Raw genomic sequence first — 17,411 nt, 5'->3', positions numbered from 1 at the left:
TCATCCTCTGTCAAGTTGCAATCCATGGCGGCATTATATCAAGTTTCAACAAAGCGTCCAAGCTCGGTCGTTCCCTGATCACCGCATATTGATCGCCTTTCACCAGAACCTCGGGCACCAGCGGCCGGGTATTGTAGGTGGACGCCATCACGGCACCATAGGCGCCAGCGCTCCGAAAGGCGACAAGATCGCCCCGGGCTAGAGCTGGCATGTCCCGCTCCCGGGCAAAGGTATCGCCGGTCTCACAGACGGGACCCACGACATCGGCGGGGGCATAAGCACCGTTTTTTTGATCCTCCCGGAGCGGATCGATCTGGTGGTAGCCGTCATACATCGCCGGGCGGATCAGGTCATTCATGGCCGCATCCAGAATAACGAACTTACGCTTTGTCGCCTGTTTCACATAAACCACTTCGGACACCAGTACGCCCGCATTACCGACAATCAGCCGGCCCGGCTCGAAAATAATCTGGCAACCAAGATTGCCGATCGCCTCCAGCGCGACGGCGGCATAGGCGGACGGCGCAGGCGGAATCGTTGTATCGTAGGGAATGCCGAGTCCGCCGCCGAGATCGACGCGCGTAATGTCATGCCCTTCGCTCCGGAGCTGCTGAACCAGCTCCCGCACCCGATTGAAGGCGTTCTTGTAAGGCTCGAGGTCCGTCAATTGCGATCCGATATGCACATCGACGCCCTTGATCTCGATTCCCGGCAGGGCCGCCGCCTCGGCATAGATGCGGGACACATCCTGCCAGGGCACACCGAATTTGTTTTCCGCCTTGCCGGTCGAAATTTTAGCATGGGTTTTCGCATCCACGTCCGGATTGACGCGGAATGTGATGGGCGCTTTCAGCCCCATACTACTTGCAACTTCGCTCAATAGATGAACCTCGGGCTCGGATTCCACATTGAACTGGTGAATACCGACCTCAAGCGCATAGCGCATTTCCGCCGGCTTCTTGCCAACACCGGAAAAAACGATCTTTTCGGGTGGAATGCCCGCCTCAATCGCGCGGCGAAGCTCCCCTTCGGAGACCACATCCGCCCCGGATCCGAGATCCGCGAGAGTGCGGATCACCGCCTGGTTGGAGTTGGCTTTCAGCGCATAGCAGACAAGTGCATTCGCCCCATCAAACGCGCCGGAGAAAACCTTGTAATGCCGCTCCAGTGTTGCGGTGGAATAACAATAAAAGGGTGTGCCCACCGTTTCGGCGATCGTCCGTAAGGAAACATCCTCGGCATAGAGTTCGCCATTTTTATAGGTGAAATGGTCCATATGTCGGCAATCTTTTCTAAAACTAGCTTTTCTTCTGTTCGGACTTTTGCGTATCCGGTGAATATTTTGGCGGGCTTTTCACGCCGCAGCCCGAAAGAAATCCGACAGTAACCACCATCATGATTGCACCAAGAAGCACCCGTTTCATTTTCCGCCTCCTTCCTGGCCCAGCTTTTCTCTCCAGCGTGCGATTTGCTCCCGTACCTTGGTAGGGGCCGTGCCACCATAGCTTACGCGGCTGGCAACGGAATTCTGAACACCGAGCACTTTATAAATTTCCTCAGTAATGCCGCCTTCCACCGATTGCATCTGCGAAAGGGACAAATCTTCAAGCCCACATGTGTTCTCTTCCGCCAGCTTTACAAGAGCGCCCGTCACATGATGGGCCTGACGGAAGGGCATATCAAGTTTCTGCACAAGCCAGTCCGCAAGGTCTGTCGCGGTGGTGAACCCTGCGCCGGAGGCCGCTGTCATCACCTCGCCATTGACCTTGATATCACGGATCATCCCACTCATGGCGGCAAGACAAAGCTGCAGATTGTCGGCCGCGTCGAAGACCGGTTCCTTGTCTTCCTGCATATCCTTGCCATAGGTCATGGGCAGGCCCTTCATCATCATCAGGAGGGAGGTGAAGGCACCTGCGCTCCGTCCGGCCTTCCCGCGGATCAGCTCTGCTGCGTCGGGGTTCTTCTTCTGCGGCATGATGGAGGAGCCGGTCGAAAAGCTGTCGGAACATTCAACAAAGCGGAACTGAGCACTCGACCAGATAACGATTTCCTCGGCCAACCGCGACAAATGCATCGAGCAGATGGAGGCAAAACTCAGAAACTCCAGCGCAAAATCGCGGTCCGACACACCGTCAAGGGAATTGGCGGTTGGCCGGTCAAATCCAAGTGCCTTGGACGTCATCTCCCGGTCGATCGGAAAGGAGGTACCCGCCAGTGCCGCGGAACCCAAGGGGCTTTCATTCAGGCGCGAACGCGCGTCTGCAAGTCGTCCGCGATCGCGCGCGAACATCTCGACATAGGCCAGCATATGATGACCAAAAGTCACCGGCTGCGCTGCCTGCAGGTGGGTGAATCCCGGCATCACGGTATCCGCCTCGGCCTCGGCCTGATCGAGCAGTGCATCCACCAGATCCGCGAGCTCTCTGTCCAGATGATCCATGGTATCCCGCACCCAGAGCCGGAAATCCGTCGCCACCTGATCATTGCGGGAACGTGCCGTATGCAGCCGCCCTGCCGCATCGCCAATCAGCTCGCGCAGGCGTGCTTCCACATGCATATGGATATCTTCAAGCGCCGGGTCGGTCTTAAAGTTCCCGGCCTCTATCTCACGAAGAATTGTCTGCAAGCCTTCCTGAATTTTCTGACCATCAGCCTCGGAAATGATATTGCAGGCCATTAACATACTGGAATGCGCCATCGAACCCATTATATCCTGGGCATAGAGCCGGCGGTCAAAGTCAATGGAGGCATTGATCCGTTCCATAATTTCGGCGGGGCCTTTGGCAAATCTGCCACCCCAAAGCTCGTTTGCGCTCATAATCGGGCTCACTTTGTAACACGTGGATGTATAAATTTAATGACGACAAAACCCATGAAATTCACAGGCCTGCTGTTCTTGCTTACATTTACAGGGCTTGTAGCGGGAACATCAACAGCTTTCTCTGAAAATCTGAGCGCGCTCCTCACGGGCGAAATGCAGAATTTTGCTCCTTACGACGCACCACGTCCATTCAAGGATTTTACCTTTCTGAACGCCGAGGGAGAAGAGGAGCGGGTTTCCGACTACCGAGGGAAAGTGATCCTTGTGAATTTCTGGGCCACCTGGTGCGCGCCCTGCCGCAAGGAAATGCCGAGCCTTGACCGGCTTCAAGAAGCGCTCGGTGGTGATGAATTTGTAGTGCTCGCGATTGGCCAGGATTTACAGGGAATGGAGAAAGTGACAACTTTCTTTGAAAAGCTGAACATCAAAAACCTTGCGCCGCTAAACGACAAAACAGTCAAATCCGGTCGCAGCGCCGGGGTTTTCGGCCTCCCGGCAAGCATACTGCTTAATGCCAAGGGGGAGGAAGTTGGCCGCCTTGTCGGGCCGGCAGAATGGGATGCGCCTGAAGCCAAGGCGCTGATCAATCATGTGATACGCGGGTCATGACGGCGGTGGCGAGCGGTCCTTTTTTCGCTTGAGCAAAAACAGGCGAAACACACGTTCCACCCCCCAGCTAATCGCGAGATAGAAAACGGCATTGAGGAAGGTGATCATCATCAGGTCCATTCCTAGCCCGTAATCATGCTTTTCTACGCCGATATAGAATTGGAAAGCCAGTATGGAAAGAATCCCGGCACCCGCCATCAAAGCCACAAATATCCGGATTTTACCGTCTGTCCAGGGAATCGCCATAAGGCAGAGGAATGACACCGCCTGAAACGCCGCGCCCCACAGATCAATGCCAAGGTCGGTCATTCTCCGTCCAGAACCGTCAGCGCCACATCTACCATGGGACCGAGAACTTTCTCGTTCGGGTTTACTTTGCCAACAACCCGCATTCCCTGCATCACACCCACAAAAAAGGCGGCAAGGCTGGCCGCGTCGCGCTTTGTCTTGAAGGTGCCGTCGCGCTGGCCACGGCTGATCAACTCTTTTAATGCATCTTCCATATCCTCGAAGAAGACCCGCACTCTTTCTGCGCATTCATCATCACGGGAGCATAGCTCAACCGCCGCATTGGTCATGAAACAGCCCCGACGTTTCGGGTCCATGACCTGCTTCTGCATAAAGACATACATGAATTTCGAGAGAATTTCGCGCGCATCGCCTTCATGACGCAACACATCCGTGCGCAGCAGCGCCCCGGTACCATATTGATCCAGCGCTTCCAGAAACAGCTGGTGCTTGTCTCCGAAGGTATCATAAAGACTACCACGGTTGATGCCCATGCAGTCGACCAGGTCCTGAACCGAGGTCGCCTCATAGCCCTTGGCCCAGAAAGCCTGCATGGCTTTTTCCAGCGCCTCGTCGCGATTAAAGCATTTCGTTCGAGCCATTTACCGATCCATACGGACGTCAAAAAAACAGTCTAGAGAATGGTTATATACCGATTCCGCCGTCAAGCAAAGCCGCCAAACCCTCCCTATATGTAGGAAATTTGAGCAAAACCCCAAGTTCTGATTTGATTTTTGCGTTGCTGACCCGTTTGCTGTCCGAATAGAAGCTACGCGCCATTGGGCTGAGATCCGCGGTCTTGAAGTCGATCAGGGGCGGCGGTTCCACTCCTAGAAGTTTTGCCGCATGAGCAACCACATCCTGCGGCGGTGACGGCTCGTCATCGGCAACATTGTAAATCGCACCGGGGTTCGGCATCTCCATCGAGGCCACGAGAATTGTCGCCAGATCGGCCACATGAATGCGCGAAAATATCTGGCCGGGCTTTGCGATTCGCCGGGCTTTTCCGTTCTTCAGGGATACCAGCTGGTTCCGTCCGGGGCCATAAATACCGGGAAGGCGGAATATATGAACCGGCAGGCCTTTCGTCTCATGGAGCCCGCGCCAGGCCTGCTCAGCCCGCATGCGGCGCCTGCCCCTTTCGCCTGAAGGGTTGTAAGGACTTGCTTCATCTACCCAGCCCCCATCGAGGTCACCATAAACGCCGGTTGTAGAGAGGTAGCCTATCCATTTCAGGTTTTTAAGGCGCAGGATTTCTGGCGCCATGACGTCAAAAACCGGGTCCCCTTCCTCGTCAGGTGGGATGGAGAGCAGGATATGGCTGACATCCGCCGCAATATCCGTGAAATTCCCGATAGGTTGATCCCGGCGGAAGGGAAAGAGGGGAATATCCCCTTTTCCCTCATCATCAGCAGGGGACCGGCCCGTGCCCATCACCTGCCAATGAGGATAATCCATAGCAATCTGGCGGGCCGTAAAGCCGAAGCCAAAACAGAACAATCTGTTGGTCATGCTACTCCTTTGGTGCCGCTGGCATCTCGGACCGGCCCAGAACGACCTGCGCCGAAACCGATTGCTTGACGGAAACTAGAAGTTCGGCCCCCCCCTGCGAGCCGGAGGCTGCGTCCGCCATGCCGGATTTCATCATCATCGGGCGCTGGGCGGCTTCCATCGCCGGCATCGCATAAATTTGTACAAAATCGACCTTGCGGACATGATAGTCCGCGCCCGGCATCACCTTGTTCAGTCTCGATGCCTCATCAAGGGCTTGCTGGTAAATCTGCTCTCGCAGGTCCGCGCGCAATTTTTCAAATTCCGCCAGGGACGGCGTGAAATCAACATCCGAGATTGTCACCTTGTACCCCGGGCTGCTCGCGTCTTTCGCCCGATCCTGCAGGCCTGCCAATGCCGCCTCGGGGATACGCGCTTCCGCGCTTACATACCAGCGGTTAAGCCCCGTCTGGTCAAGTTGCTGACGGGAAGAGGTAATACGCCAGTCCACATCCTTCGCAAGAGATTGCAGCGATCCATCGATACGGTCTTTAAGGGCCGCGGCTGCTTCTTCCTGCTGCACGAGTTCTACATAGACCGACACTCGCGCCGTATCTGTCTTGACCCATCCTTCCGTCGTCAAATTTAGGACAACTTGATCCTGCATCATAGCAGGCTTATGAGGCATTTCAGCCGCCGCAAGGGGGACGAAACTTAAAAAAGCGATAGTGGCAACAACCAGTCTGTTCATGTTAGAACTCCCAATGTAATCAGTCCAGTATTCGGCATGTAGGATCGAATCAAGACCAATTTAAGGCATTTTATAATCGTGCGATTTTTAACCTTTTTCATGGCACTTACCATATCGCTGGCCGCTCGGCCACTCCTCACGTCGGCGGCCGGCGCGCTGGATGGCGTGCGTACACAGGAAAGCGAGTACGAGGTCTGCCTGACTTTGACCCGGCGGGAGCCGGAAAAGGCCTTTGAATCCGCGCTTGCCTGGCGCGATGCCGGGGGAGGATTTCCTGCCCGCCACTGTGTCGCCCTCGCGCTCGTTGCCATGAAGAAATATGATCATGCAGCGCTGACACTGGAAGAACTGGCGGAAGACATGCAGGGGGCCGGCTCCCCCCTCCTGGTGCCGGTATTGACGCAGGCGGCCAATGTCTGGCTGCTGGCTGAACAATATGACCGGGCCAACGCAGTGGCTACAACGGGGCTGGGAATCGAGCCCGAAAACATCAACCTGCTGATTGACCGCAGCCGAATTCTGGCGAAAGTCGGGGACTATAAAGGGGCCTTCAACGATCTCGATCTCGCCCTCAAGCTCGATCCGGTGCGACATGATGCTCTGACGTTCCGGGCCGCCGTCTGGCGTCATCTCGGCGACGACGCACGCGCGCTTGAGGATGTGGAATTGGCTCTCTCCTTAGAACCTGATCTTCCGGACGCCCTGATAGAGCGAGGCATTCTTTACGAGAAATCCGGTAAGCGGGACCAGGCCCGACAGGACTGGCTGCGCGTTCTGGAGCTTGCAACCAATACCCCCGCAGGTGATGAAGCCCGGCGCCACCTGGAAGCTCTCGACGTCAATAAGGATAAATAACAGCGCTAGCCATTCATTGCGAGGCGGCGGCGATATTCCAGCGCCTCGGCGATATGGGCCCTGGTGACCGGCTCACTCTCCGCCAGATCGGCAAGGGTGCGCGCGACCTTCAACACCCTATGATAGCCGCGCGCGGAAAGTTTCAGTTTGCCGATGGCGTCCTGCAACAAGGCCGTGGCGGATTTATCCGGCTGGACAAACCGTTCCAGCACCTCACCTTCCGCGTCCGCATTTGTTCGCATCGGCGTCGGGTGATCGATATCGCGATAACGTTCCCGCTGAATTTCCCGGGCGCGAGCAACACGGGCAGCAACGATCTCCGTTGTCTCCGTCGGTGGTGGAAGGGTCAGATCGGTTGCCGAGACGGCAGGTACGTCCACATGAATGTCGATCCGGTCAAGCATTGGCCCGGAAATACGGGAGCGATATTCAAGGGCACATTTCGGTGCCCGCGCGCAGGCCTGCGCTGGATCATCGAGATGGCCACAACGGCAAGGGTTCATTGCAGCGATCAGTTGCAGGCTTGCGGGATAGGTGACATGAAGATTGGCGCGCGCCACCACCGCCTTGCCGATTTCCACCGGCTGACGCAGGGATTCCAGCACCTGCCGGTTAAATTCCGGCAGCTCATCCAGGAACAGAACGCCGAGATGGGCAAGTGAGACCTCTCCCGGCTTCGCACCACGACCACCCCCGACCATCGCCGCAACCGACGCCGAATGATGCGGGTCGCGAAAGGGGCGCCGGCGGGACAGCCGACCCTCCTTCATTTCACCGGCGATGCTGGCGATCATGTTGACCTCTAGCGCTTCCGCTGCATCGAGGGGGGGCAGCAGACCGGGGAGCCGCGCCGCCAGCATCGACTTGCCGGACCCCGGCGGGCCAGTCATGAGCAGGTTATGCCCGCCCGCCGCCGCCACTTCGAGGGCGCGCTTCGCTGTTTCCTGACCCTTGATATCCTCCAACTTCAGAGATAACGCTTCATCGACAATGTCCCCATGGGTCGGCGGGGTGAGGACCTGCGTTCCCTTAAAATGATTGATTAGCGCGAGAAGATTAGCAGGCGCGAGCACCGTAAGATCACCGGCCCAGGCCGCTTCTGGTCCCGATGCTTCCGGGCAGATGATATTCTTGTCCTCGCCCACGGCAGCCACTGCGGCCGGAAGGATGCCGGTCACCGGATTGCAGCTTCCATCCAGGGAAAGCTCTCCGAGAACATAATAGTCATCCAGAGCGTCGGAGGGGAGAACGCCCATTGCTGCGAGGATGCCAAGCGCAATGGGCAAATCATAGTGCGCCCCCTCTTTCGGCAGGTCGGCGGGGGCGAGATTGACAGTAATACGCTTGGGCGGCAAACCAATGCCGAGGGACGTCAGCGCCGCACGCACGCGCTCCCTGCTTTCGGCGACGGATTTGTCCGCAAGGCCGACAACGGTGAAGGCAGGCAGCCCGGAGGCCATCATCACCTGTACATCCACCTCGCGCACATCGAGGCCCTGAAAGGCCACGGTCTTAATCTTCGCCTGCATATCAATTTTCGGTTCAATATATCGTTGTGCGCACAACGATAGCATGTGTCCGAAAAATCTTCATGGTTAAAATTTGGGAGATGTTACCTAGTAAGACGAGGAGCGGCCGACTTTTTCCTCGAGGCAGTCCCAGATAACGCTCTCAAGCTTGACGCCATCGAACCGGTTTATTTCCTGCAGCCCTGTAGGTGAAGTCACATTGATTTCCGTAAGGTAATCCCCGATCACGTCGATCCCGACGAAGATCAGCCCCTGCTCTTTTAGCGCGGGGCCGATGGCTTTGCATATCTCTTCCTCGCGCGCCGTAAGGGAGGATTTCACGGCCTGCCCCCCCACATGCATATTGGAGCGAACCTCCCCCTTCTGCGGGACGCGATTGATGGCGCCGACCGGGTCCCCGTCCACGAGGATAATGCGTTTGTCACCTTCGCGCACTTCGGGCAAGTACTTCTGCACAATCATCGGTTCGCGGTAGAATTGGGTGAACATCTCGCACAGTGCCGACAGGTTTTCATCTTCCGGCTTGAGATGAAACACGCCTGCGCCGCCGTTGCCATAAAGCGGCTTGATGATGATATCCTTGAATTCAGCGCGGAATTCCCTGATCTCCTGAAGATTGGAGGAGATCAGCGTTGGCGGCATGATGCCATCGAAATGAGTGACGAAAAGTTTTTCCGGCGCATTCCGGACGCTTACCGGATCATTGACGACCAAGGTCTGTGGGTGGATATGTTCCAGTAGGTGGGTCGCGGTAATATAGGACATATCAAAGGGCGGATCCTGTCGCATCAGCACAACATCCATAGTTGCGAGATCGATGCGTTCGACCGCACCGGCGGTATAGTGATTGCCCGGCTCACGGCGGAGCGAGATGGGGCGGGCATTGGCGACAATCCGCCCCTGTGAGAAGGACATGTCCTGGGGGCCATAATGAAACAGGCCATGGCCGCGCGCCTGCGCCTCCAGGCCAAGGACAAAGCTGCTGTCCCCGTTGATATCAATTTTCTCGATGGGATCCATCTGAATGGCTACGGCAAGACTCATTATTTCCGACCTTTTCGATAAAGTGATGCGCCGCTGATTTTCTTGGCAGGGACCCTATCCTGCCCGGGTCGTCAGTTCAAGCCGAGTTCAGTTCAGATTTCATTTTTACATAGCTGACGATTTTGCGGACGCCGGAAATATCCTTGGCGTGATTTTTTACCCGCTGGAGTTCCGCCTCATCCTGGGCGATCCCCATCAGATAGACAGTTCCATCCACTGTCTCGACAGAATAGTTGATGTTCATAATCTCTGCGTCGCGCAAGAGCTGCAATTTAAGCTTCGTCGTGATCAAACTATCGGAAGCAAAGTTACCCACCGACTCGCCATTCGCGACCTTAACCTCGTTATGCACTTCCTTGACGCCCTTCACGCCCCAGATCAGGCGGGTCAGCGTGATCCGATCCTCTGGAGTCGGCACTTCGCCGGTTATCAGGACGACACCATCGATCACAGTCGTCGAAGTCGAAGTAAACATCGGTTCACTTTTCTGGAAAATTGCGTTCATCACCTGCGTTTTGATGGTCGCGTCATCAATAACAGTCCCAACGGATCGTTCCTCCGCCACGGCGACGCCACCGATCGCTGCTCCGCCGAGGATAACCGTCGGAGCACAGCCGCCTAACGCAATAAGGGATGACAGAGCAAGGAGAGCATAAACAACAAATTTCATACCGGTACGCCTTTACCTATAAATGTCCCGTTACTATAAATCCAATTCGTTCCGGATAAAAGAGTCTCTTCCACCCCTATTCCCAGGCCCCTTCGATATGGCGCGGCCAGTGCCAAAGGGACGTAACAAGCAACACATCGAAGCGCACATTGAAACCAGTAAATTTCGGCCGTTCCATGACAAACGCCTCGAGGGCGCGCGTGATGCGGCGTTTTTGTTTCGGGCTGACAGCTTCCGCTGCCTCAGCGATTCGCGCCCTGGCCTTGACTTCAACAGCGATAAGCATGTTGTTTCGCCGGGCAATGATATCTATTTCGCCGAAGGGCTTGCGATAGCCGCGGGTGACAATATGATAACCTTTCAACCGAAGTGCGCTCGCCGCAAGGAATTCAGCCGCGCGACCCCGAAAATACGCGCGGCGGCGTTTTCTTTTCAGCGCTTCTTTCGAGAGATGTGCCAAAATGTCGCCCCATGATCCTGTTTAAAGTACCACCATCAACAATTTGCTTGCCCCGGTTACGGGGGTTACCTAGTCTTTCAGATCAGAAATTTCACAAGAAGACCTACGGAGTGAAAATTTGTTTCCCGCGAATTCTGTCATGACATCCCGCCTCAAACGAAATTGGAACTCCCTTACTTATGTGGGCCTTGTCGGCCTTCTCGCCTTGTTCTTGTCTGCCTGTCAGCCGGCGAAAATTGCCGGGACAGACCAGAAAGATATCAAAGATGATAGCACAAAGACGACCGGCACCCAAGATCTGAAGGATCTGCTGCCGCCGGAAGGCACACCGTCTACTGAAGATCTGTCAAACACCCCGACTGTCGATCCGCTCACCCGCCTGATAGATCCTGCTCCCGCGGTAATCGGGCTGCGCGCACCGAAACAGGTAGCGAATGAACGGATAAAGATTGCTCTCCTGTTACCACTCTCCGGACCGACGGCTGCCGTCGGAAATGACCTGTTGCGAGCTGCGAACATCGCCCTTTTCGATCTTGGAAACAGCCAACTGGAACTGCTCCCATTCGATACCAAGGGCACGCCGCGCGGGGCGGAAAGTGCCGCAGCGGAAGCGCTGGTCTCGGGCGCCGAGCTTATTCTCGGGCCCCTCTTTTCCTCCTCTGTCGCCACGGTGCGCCCCCTCGCACGGGAACGCGGCGTCAATGTCATAACCTTTTCGACGGACACGACAGTCGCCGGGGATGGCGTTTATGTCATGGGACTGACGGTTGGCCAGCAAATTCAGCGTGTCATGGAATTCGCTTACCGACAGGGCCTGTTTAATTTTGCCGTCCTGGCCCCAAGCTCCCCTTATGGAGACGCCGTCATCAAGAATGTGACCGAGACGACGACCGCTCTCGGCCTGTCTCTGGATCGGACCGTGCGATATCCGACAGACGTTCCCTCCGGGTCACAGGACCTGCACGAGATTGCCAAAATCCTGGGGGATTACACGCTACGCCAGAAGCAGCTGGAAAAAGAAATCGAGCTTTACCGCAAGAAGGAAGATGATGAGTCGAAGGCCTACGTCAAACGCCTCGAAAAGCTGGACACATTTGGCGAAGTCACCTTTGATGCGCTGATTATCCCCGAAGGTGGTGCCCGACTGAAAGAGCTGGCCTCCCTCCTCTCTTATTACGATATCGATCCGGAGGTTGTGCAGTTCCTTGGCACGGGGCTGTGGGAAGATCCGTCGCTTTCGGCAGAGCCGGCACTGGTTGGCGGCTGGTTCTCCGCTCCTGCTCCGAAAAAAGCAGCCGCCTTTCAAAAGCGGTTTGCTGACCTCTACGGGTATCAGCCGTCCCGCATCGCCAGCCTTGCCTATGATGCCATGGCGCTAGCCGGAGTGATGGCGTTGGATCCCAAGGAAATACGGTTTACACGCGAGGCCATTGAAAACCCAAGCGGGTTCACGGGATATGACGGAATTTTCCGTTTTCCAGAGAATGGCATTGCCGAGCGCGGCCTTGCGGTGCTGGAAGTCGGCCCGAAAAGCCAGCTGGTCCTTGAACCGGAACCCGAAAGTTTCGCTCCGGCGTTAAACTAGGATTTCGGGCAGCAGGCTATTCAGGACAAGGCGGCCGCGGTCGGTCGCGCGAAGCCTTTGTTCATTCATTTGCATCAACCCCGCCTGAATGAGCTGATCCAGCCTGTCCCGTTGCAGAAAGTCCGTCATTGGCGCCCCGATGGCAGCAGAAAAATTCTCGAACCAAACCCCTTCGTCAAGGCGTAGTCCCATCAACAACTGTTCCTCCGCGCATTCGAGCCGATGGGTAAGCGGTTCTGTGATCTCGGTGCCATGATCCGCCGCCTCAACTGCAGCAAGCCAGCTTTCCGGGCGCTTCTTCTGTTGAAACGCCGTCCGGACGCCGTCACAGAGCAGCCGTCCATGCGCACCGGGGCCGACGCCGATATATTCGCCATAGCGCCAATAGGTGAGGTTATGCCTGCATTCATAACCCGATCTGGCATGATTCGATATTTCATAGGCCGGTCGGCCAGCGGCAGCGCAAATGGATTGCGTCACCTCGAAAAGCTCTTCCGCATTCTCCTCTGCCGGCATCGTGAATTCGCCGCGCCTGACTGCGCCGGCAAACCCGGTATTCGGTTCAATCGTCAGCTGATAGAGCGAAAGGTGATCCCCCGCAAGAGACAGCGCCTGTTCCAGATCACGCCGCCAATCCGCAACAGTCTGATCCGGCAATGCGTAGATAAGGTCGAAGGATATATTGGGGAAATTCTCCCGCGCGGTTTCGATGGCCTGCAGAGCTTCGCGCACCGAGTGCTCACGGCCCAGAAATTTGAGCGCCTCATCCCGCATCGACTGAACGCCGAGGGAGAGTCTGGTCACACCTGCCCGCTGATAAGCGGCAAAAGACGCCGCCTCAACTGAGGTCGGATTGGCTTCCATCGTGATCTCGATATCATCGGCGAAAGTGAAGCGCGACCTTGCCCCCTCAATAAGCGCCGCGACGGTTTCCGGCGCCATAAGCGATGGCGTGCCGCCGCCAAAAAAGATGCTGGTGAGCCTCTTTCTGGAAGCTTGCTCCGCGAACCAATCCAGCTCCCGCAGCAGCGCCATCGTCCAGCGTCGCTGGTCGACGGCCTCGCGCACATGACTGTTGAAATCGCAGTACGGGCATTTTTTCCGGCAGAAGGGCCAGTGAAAATAAAGACCAAAGCCGGGATCAGGGGCGTTATTGTCTGTTAAAGCAGGCATCGATCAATTGCCGGAAGGCATCAGCCCGGTGGCTCATCGCATGCTTCGCCTCCGGTTCCATTTCGGCGAAGGTGACATCGTAGCCATCGGGCATGAAAACCGGATCATAACCGAAACCTTTGTCACCACGCGGCGGCCAGACGGCTGTGCCTGCAACACGGCCTTCGAAACTCTCCATATGTCCATCCGGCCAGGCAAGGGTGAGGGCGCAAATGAAGTGCGCCGTTCGCTTATCCGGCGTCACGGCGCCACTCATTTGAAGTTCATCCTCAACCTTTTGCATAGCAAGGGAAAAGTCCTTTGTCGGGCCCGCCCAGCGCGCAGAATAAATACCGGGCGCACCGTTAAGGGCGTCCAGCGCAAAGCCGGAATCATCACTGAGCGCCACCATATTCGCACTCTTTGCCGCGGCCAGCGCCTTAATCTCGGCATTGGCAATAAAGGTATCGCCATCCTCAACAGGCTCCGGCAGGCCGAGTTCCCCTGCCGAGACCGGTTCTACATTAAAGGCCGCCAGCAACTCCCCAATTTCTCGGACTTTGCCGGGATTGTGGCTGGCGACAACCAGCTTGCCGCCGTCAAATTTCCGATGGTCACTCAAATGCCGAGGACCTGACGCTGAAGGGCACATAGCTCTTTAACACCCTTTTTGGCGAGCGTGAATAGGGATCCGAATTCTGCTTCTGAAAAAGGATCTTCCTCCGCTGTGCCCTGGATCTCGATAATCTGTCCATCGGATGTCAGGACGAAGTTCGCATCGGCCTGCGCGTTGCTGTCTTCGGGATAATCAAGATCGAGAACGGGGGCTCCCTTATAAATACCGCAGGAAACAGCCGCCACCTGGCCCTTCATCGGGATTTCAAGAATTTTCCCCTGCTCTACTAGTTTGTCAAATGCCTGATAGAGCGCGACATATGCGCCGGTGATCGACGCCGTGCGCGTGCCGCCATCAGCCTGAATTACATCGCAGTCTACCGTGATCTGCCGCTCTCCGAAGCCTTCGAAGTTGACCAGCGCCCGCAACGAACGGCCGATCAGCCGCTGGATTTCCACAGTCCGGCCCTGCTGCTTTCCACGCGCGGCTTCCCGGCCCATCCGCGAACCGGTGGAGCGCGGCAGCATGCCATATTCCGCGGTCACCCAGCCTTTTCCGGTATTACGCAGGAAGGGCGGCACCCGTTCCTCGACACTCGCGGTGCAGAGCACGTGGGTATCGCCACATTTTATGAAGCAGGAACCCTCGGCATTCTTGGCATAGCCTGGCTCCATGATGATTTCACGCAATTGGTCGGGGGCTCTGCCAGAGGGGCGCATTAAACTTCCTTTAGTTTGAATATTTGAATTGGCGCCATTTGTACCTGTTGCACCAGATTGACGCAAGCCTCCCGCGTCACTACATTCAAGGACAGTAACTGAACTTCCACTTTGTGACGAAATCGGCATGTCGATACAGGAACTTAATGAACGCAGCCGCATCGTTTTCCGGCATATAGTGGAAACCTATATGCATACCGGGGAACCTGTCGGCTCACGCACGTTGTCGCGGATCACTGAACTTGACCTCTCGCCCGCCTCGATCCGCAATGTTATGGCGGATCTGGCGGATGCCGGTCTCCTTTACTCACCGCATACCTCGGCCGGGCGACTACCTACCCAGCAGGGGCTGCGGCTGTTCGTGGATGGTATACTGGAGATTGGCAACCTGACGGAGGCGGAGCGCGCCGATATCAAGGCACGCTGCGCCGTTGATGGGCGCAATATGGAGGAAATGCTCACTGAGGCCTCGACGATGCTTTCCGGTCTCTCAAATTGCGCCTCGCTGGTGATTGCCCCGAAAAGCGATAGCTCGGTCAAGCAGATTGAATTTGTTCGTCTTGGCGTCGACCGCGCGCTGGTGATCATAGTAACCGCCAACGGGATGGTCGAGAACCGGGCCATCGAACTTCCGCCGGGCCTCACCGATTCCGGCCTGCGGGAAGCGGCCAACTACCTCAACGCGAAACTCGCCGGACGTACGCTGCATGAGACTAAAGAGGCCATCCAGCGTGAACTGGACAATCATCAGGCCGAACTCGATGACCTGACGCAGGACCTCATCGCCCACGACATTGCGAGCTGGGGTGGAGGGGAAACCCTGATCGTCCGTGGCCACGCGAACCTGTTGCAGAATGTTCAGGCTCTTGAAGATCTTGAGAAAATCAGGGAATTGTTCGATACGCTTGAAGTCAAGAAAGAGCGGATCAAATTGCTGGAATTGGCTGAAAAAGGCAGTGGTGTAAAAATATTTATTGGCTCGGAGAATAATCTTTTCTCGCTTTCCGGCACATCAATGATTATTTCTCCATATCATAACAGCCAAGAACAGGTCGTCGGCGCCATCGGTGTGATTGGCCCGGCGCGGTTAAACTATGCGCGTATCGTCCCGATGGTGGACTATACGGCAAAGGTAATCGGTAAATTGCTGGATTAGGAAGCAGACACAATGAATGAACCAAAGCAGCACCCCCTGAATGATCAGGAGGAGAATGAAAATTTGTCAAACGAGGCAGAGGCCCCGGCTGACGCCGTGACGCAGGATGAAGATAGTCCAGCGCAAGAGACTGGTGCGCCTGAAGAGTCGGGCGAGGTCGATATCATTGCGCAGAAGGATGCCGAGATTGCCGATCTGAAGGACAAGCTGCTCCGGGCAATGGCGGATGTTGAAAATATGCGCCGCCGGGCTGAACGCGAGAAGCAGGATGCGCATACTTACGGGGTGACCAAGTTTGCCCGGGATATTCTGGGGGTTGCCGATAACCTTCGGCGCGCAATCGAGAGCATACCCGATTCCGCACGCGAGAATGCGGATGTAAAGAATGTGCTGCCGGGCATTGAAATGACGGAATCGGAACTGCTCAATACGTTAGAGAAACACCAGATCCGCAAGATCGACCCCATGGGCGAAAAATTCAATCCCAACCTGCATCAGGCGATGTACGAGATTGAAGACCCCTCTGTCGAACCTGGCACTGTCTTACAGGTGACCCAGGCTGGCTTTGTGATTGCAGACCGGCTCCTGCGTCCGGCAATGGTCGGTGTCTCAAAGGGCGGCCAGAAGCGTGCTGAAACACATATCGATGAAAAGGTGTAACCTTAAAGCTGCACCCTAGATTGCCGCGGGGCGACGCCGCCCCCGGTAACCATCCACACTATAGATGATAAGTCCGATCCAGATTAGCGCAAAGGCAAACAGGCGCGACTGATCAAAGGGTTCGTTATAAAGATACACGGCAATAAAGACATGCATGGTCGGCGACAGATACTGCAAGATGCCGATCGTTGTGAATTTTAGGTACTTTGCGGCAGTGGTAAAGAGTATGAGCGGAACCGCCGTCACCACGCCCGTGCCGATCAGCAGCAGCAAAGTGCCCGTATCGAACAGAAACCCTGTTGGCGCCTCCGATGAGGTCGCGGGATCCGCCGTGAACGTCAGATACAACAGGAAGCCGAGTGCCACCGGAAACAGCAAAGTCGTCTCGACGACGAGGCCAACAGCGCTGTCCGCACCGGCTTTCTTGCGAAGCAGGGCGTAAAACCCGAAAGAAAATGCGAGGACAAGAGCAACCCAAGGCAGGTAGCCAACCTGTATCGTCAGGATGGTGACTGCCGCTACAGCGCATAAAATGGCCACCGTCTGCCATTTATTGACCCGCTCACCCAGAAATATCATGCCGAGCAGGATATTAACCAGGGGATTAATATAGTAGCCGAGACTTCCTTCCAGGATGCGGTCATTGGTAATGGCCCAGACAAAGGTCAGCCAATTCCCGCCAATCAACAATGTGGTCAGGACAAAAACATAAAGCCGGCGCGGATCCCGATAAATTTCCAGAATCTGCCCGATTTTCCGCGTTGACGCGATCAGGAGCAGGACAAACAGCGATGACCAGATGATACGATGAGAAATAATCTCTATAGGGGAGACATGTGAGAGCCACTTGAAATAGACCGGGGACCAGCCCCAAACGAGAAAGGCGCCGAACGCACTCAATAGTCCACGGGTCTCGTCAGGAGAGAAAAAACTGAAGGGGGCGCCGCTGTCGCGGCTGGACGGTTCAGTTGTCACACGGAATCCCTGTTATAGGCTCTAGAA

At 56.0% G+C, this 17,411-nt stretch carries 20 protein-coding genes; 5 read left to right on the top strand and 15 right to left on the bottom strand.

The window, feature by feature from the left end; translation table 11 throughout:
* Positions 1-10: 10 nt before the first annotated feature.
* From lysA to argH, 3 genes are read right to left on the bottom strand one after another with little or no spacing between them, the layout of a single operon-like run.
* Complete coding sequence (gene lysA / locus J0X12_RS04610; protein ID WP_207042713.1) at positions 11-1,276, bottom strand: diaminopimelate decarboxylase; 1,266 nt, start codon at positions 1,274-1,276, stop codon at positions 11-13.
* A gap of 22 nt (positions 1,277-1,298) precedes the next feature.
* On the bottom strand, positions 1,299-1,424 hold the full coding sequence (locus J0X12_RS17320) for a lipoprotein (protein WP_237687945.1): 126 nt from the start codon (positions 1,422-1,424) through the stop codon (positions 1,299-1,301).
* Complete coding sequence (gene argH / locus J0X12_RS04605; RefSeq protein WP_207042712.1) at positions 1,421-2,821, bottom strand: argininosuccinate lyase; 1,401 nt, start codon at positions 2,819-2,821, stop codon at positions 1,421-1,423. Before argH ends, J0X12_RS17320 begins: the two co-directional genes overlap by 4 nt.
* A 39-nt stretch (positions 2,822-2,860) precedes the next feature.
* Here argH and J0X12_RS04600 point away from each other — a divergent pair, with 39 nt between their 5' ends.
* The gene (locus J0X12_RS04600; RefSeq protein ID WP_207042711.1) at positions 2,861-3,433 is read left to right on the top strand and encodes a TlpA family protein disulfide reductase; all 573 of its coding nucleotides are present in this window, start codon (positions 2,861-2,863) and stop codon (positions 3,431-3,433) included.
* Here J0X12_RS04600 and J0X12_RS04595 read toward each other — a convergent pair.
* From J0X12_RS04595 to J0X12_RS04580, 4 genes are read right to left on the bottom strand one after another with little or no spacing between them, the layout of a single operon-like run.
* Positions 3,428-3,742, bottom strand: a complete 315-nt coding sequence (locus J0X12_RS04595; RefSeq protein ID WP_207042709.1) for a hypothetical protein — start codon at positions 3,740-3,742, stop codon at positions 3,428-3,430. The two genes, J0X12_RS04600 and J0X12_RS04595, sit on opposite strands and share 6 nt — an antisense overlap.
* Positions 3,739-4,323, bottom strand: coding sequence for a TetR/AcrR family transcriptional regulator (locus tag J0X12_RS04590; RefSeq protein WP_207042707.1), 585 nt, complete (start codon positions 4,321-4,323; stop codon positions 3,739-3,741). The genes J0X12_RS04595 and J0X12_RS04590 overlap by 4 nt, the downstream gene beginning before the upstream one ends.
* 43 nt (positions 4,324-4,366) lie before the next feature.
* Positions 4,367-5,233 carry an SDR family oxidoreductase gene (locus tag J0X12_RS04585; protein WP_207042705.1) on the bottom strand — a complete coding sequence of 289 codons (867 nt, stop codon included), beginning with the start codon at positions 5,231-5,233 and terminating at the stop codon, positions 4,367-4,369.
* A gap of 1 nt (position 5,234) precedes the next feature.
* Entirely contained in the window at positions 5,235-5,963 is a 729-nt protein-coding gene (locus tag J0X12_RS04580; protein ID WP_207042703.1) for an SIMPL domain-containing protein, read from the bottom strand.
* A 78-nt stretch (positions 5,964-6,041) separates the two neighbouring features.
* On the opposite strand from J0X12_RS04580, the gene J0X12_RS04575 reads away from it, so the two are divergent.
* Positions 6,042-6,818 (top strand): tetratricopeptide repeat protein, encoded by a 777-nt coding sequence (locus J0X12_RS04575; RefSeq protein WP_207042702.1) that lies wholly within the window; start codon positions 6,042-6,044, stop codon positions 6,816-6,818.
* Positions 6,819-6,823: 5 nt separating this feature from the next.
* On the opposite strand, the gene J0X12_RS04570 is transcribed toward J0X12_RS04575, so the two are convergent.
* The 4 genes from J0X12_RS04570 to J0X12_RS04555 all read right to left on the bottom strand — a co-directional run bounded on the left by J0X12_RS04570 (position 6,824) and on the right by J0X12_RS04555 (position 10,521).
* Positions 6,824-8,347 carry a YifB family Mg chelatase-like AAA ATPase gene (locus J0X12_RS04570; protein WP_207042700.1) on the bottom strand — a complete coding sequence of 508 codons (1,524 nt, stop codon included), beginning with the start codon at positions 8,345-8,347 and terminating at the stop codon, positions 6,824-6,826.
* Positions 8,348-8,434: 87 nt separating this feature from the next.
* A complete protein-coding gene (gene gshB, locus J0X12_RS04565) occupies positions 8,435-9,391 on the bottom strand; it encodes a glutathione synthase (protein ID WP_207042698.1) in 957 nt (318 codons plus the stop codon).
* Positions 9,392-9,467: 76 nt separating this feature from the next.
* Positions 9,468-10,061: a BON domain-containing protein gene (locus tag J0X12_RS04560; RefSeq protein WP_207042696.1), complete on the bottom strand. Its 594-nt coding sequence runs from the start codon at positions 10,059-10,061 to the stop codon at positions 9,468-9,470.
* 76 nt (positions 10,062-10,137) lie between these two features.
* Positions 10,138-10,521, bottom strand: coding sequence for a YraN family protein (locus tag J0X12_RS04555; RefSeq protein ID WP_207042694.1), 384 nt, complete (start codon positions 10,519-10,521; stop codon positions 10,138-10,140).
* Between the two features lie 139 nt (positions 10,522-10,660).
* Between J0X12_RS04555 and J0X12_RS04550 the strand changes: the two genes are divergently transcribed.
* Positions 10,661-12,106, top strand: coding sequence for a penicillin-binding protein activator (locus J0X12_RS04550; RefSeq protein ID WP_207042692.1), 1,446 nt, complete (start codon positions 10,661-10,663; stop codon positions 12,104-12,106).
* On the opposite strand, the gene hemW is transcribed toward J0X12_RS04550, so the two are convergent.
* Genes hemW through rph form a run of 3 tightly spaced genes read right to left on the bottom strand, consistent with a single transcriptional unit; the run spans position 12,098 to position 14,593 of the window.
* A complete protein-coding gene (gene hemW, locus J0X12_RS04545) occupies positions 12,098-13,279 on the bottom strand; it encodes a radical SAM family heme chaperone HemW (protein WP_207042691.1) in 1,182 nt (393 codons plus the stop codon). The two genes, J0X12_RS04550 and hemW, sit on opposite strands and share 9 nt — an antisense overlap.
* Complete coding sequence (rdgB, locus tag J0X12_RS04540; protein WP_207042689.1) at positions 13,257-13,880, bottom strand: RdgB/HAM1 family non-canonical purine NTP pyrophosphatase; 624 nt, start codon at positions 13,878-13,880, stop codon at positions 13,257-13,259. Before rdgB ends, hemW begins: the two co-directional genes overlap by 23 nt.
* Positions 13,877-14,593 (bottom strand): ribonuclease PH, encoded by a 717-nt coding sequence (gene rph / locus J0X12_RS04535; RefSeq protein WP_207042681.1) that lies wholly within the window; start codon positions 14,591-14,593, stop codon positions 13,877-13,879. Before rph ends, rdgB begins: the two co-directional genes overlap by 4 nt.
* A gap of 127 nt (positions 14,594-14,720) precedes the next feature.
* Between rph and hrcA the strand changes: the two genes are divergently transcribed.
* Positions 14,721-15,749: a heat-inducible transcriptional repressor HrcA gene (gene hrcA, locus J0X12_RS04530; protein WP_207042679.1), complete on the top strand. Its 1,029-nt coding sequence runs from the start codon at positions 14,721-14,723 to the stop codon at positions 15,747-15,749.
* Positions 15,750-15,761: 12 nt separating this feature from the next.
* A complete protein-coding gene (gene grpE / locus J0X12_RS04525) occupies positions 15,762-16,409 on the top strand; it encodes a nucleotide exchange factor GrpE (RefSeq protein ID WP_207042677.1) in 648 nt (215 codons plus the stop codon).
* Between the two features lie 15 nt (positions 16,410-16,424).
* Here grpE and rarD read toward each other — a convergent pair whose 3' ends face one another.
* Positions 16,425-17,384 (bottom strand): EamA family transporter RarD, encoded by a 960-nt coding sequence (rarD, locus tag J0X12_RS04520; RefSeq protein ID WP_207042676.1) that lies wholly within the window; start codon positions 17,382-17,384, stop codon positions 16,425-16,427.
* Positions 17,385-17,411: the final 27 nt, after the last annotated feature.

It is taken from the genome of Sneathiella sedimenti, from assembly GCF_017313765.1.
Classification (GTDB): domain Bacteria; phylum Pseudomonadota; class Alphaproteobacteria; order Sneathiellales; family Sneathiellaceae; genus Sneathiella; species Sneathiella sedimenti.
This window is presented reverse-complemented; position numbering and strand designations above follow the sequence as displayed.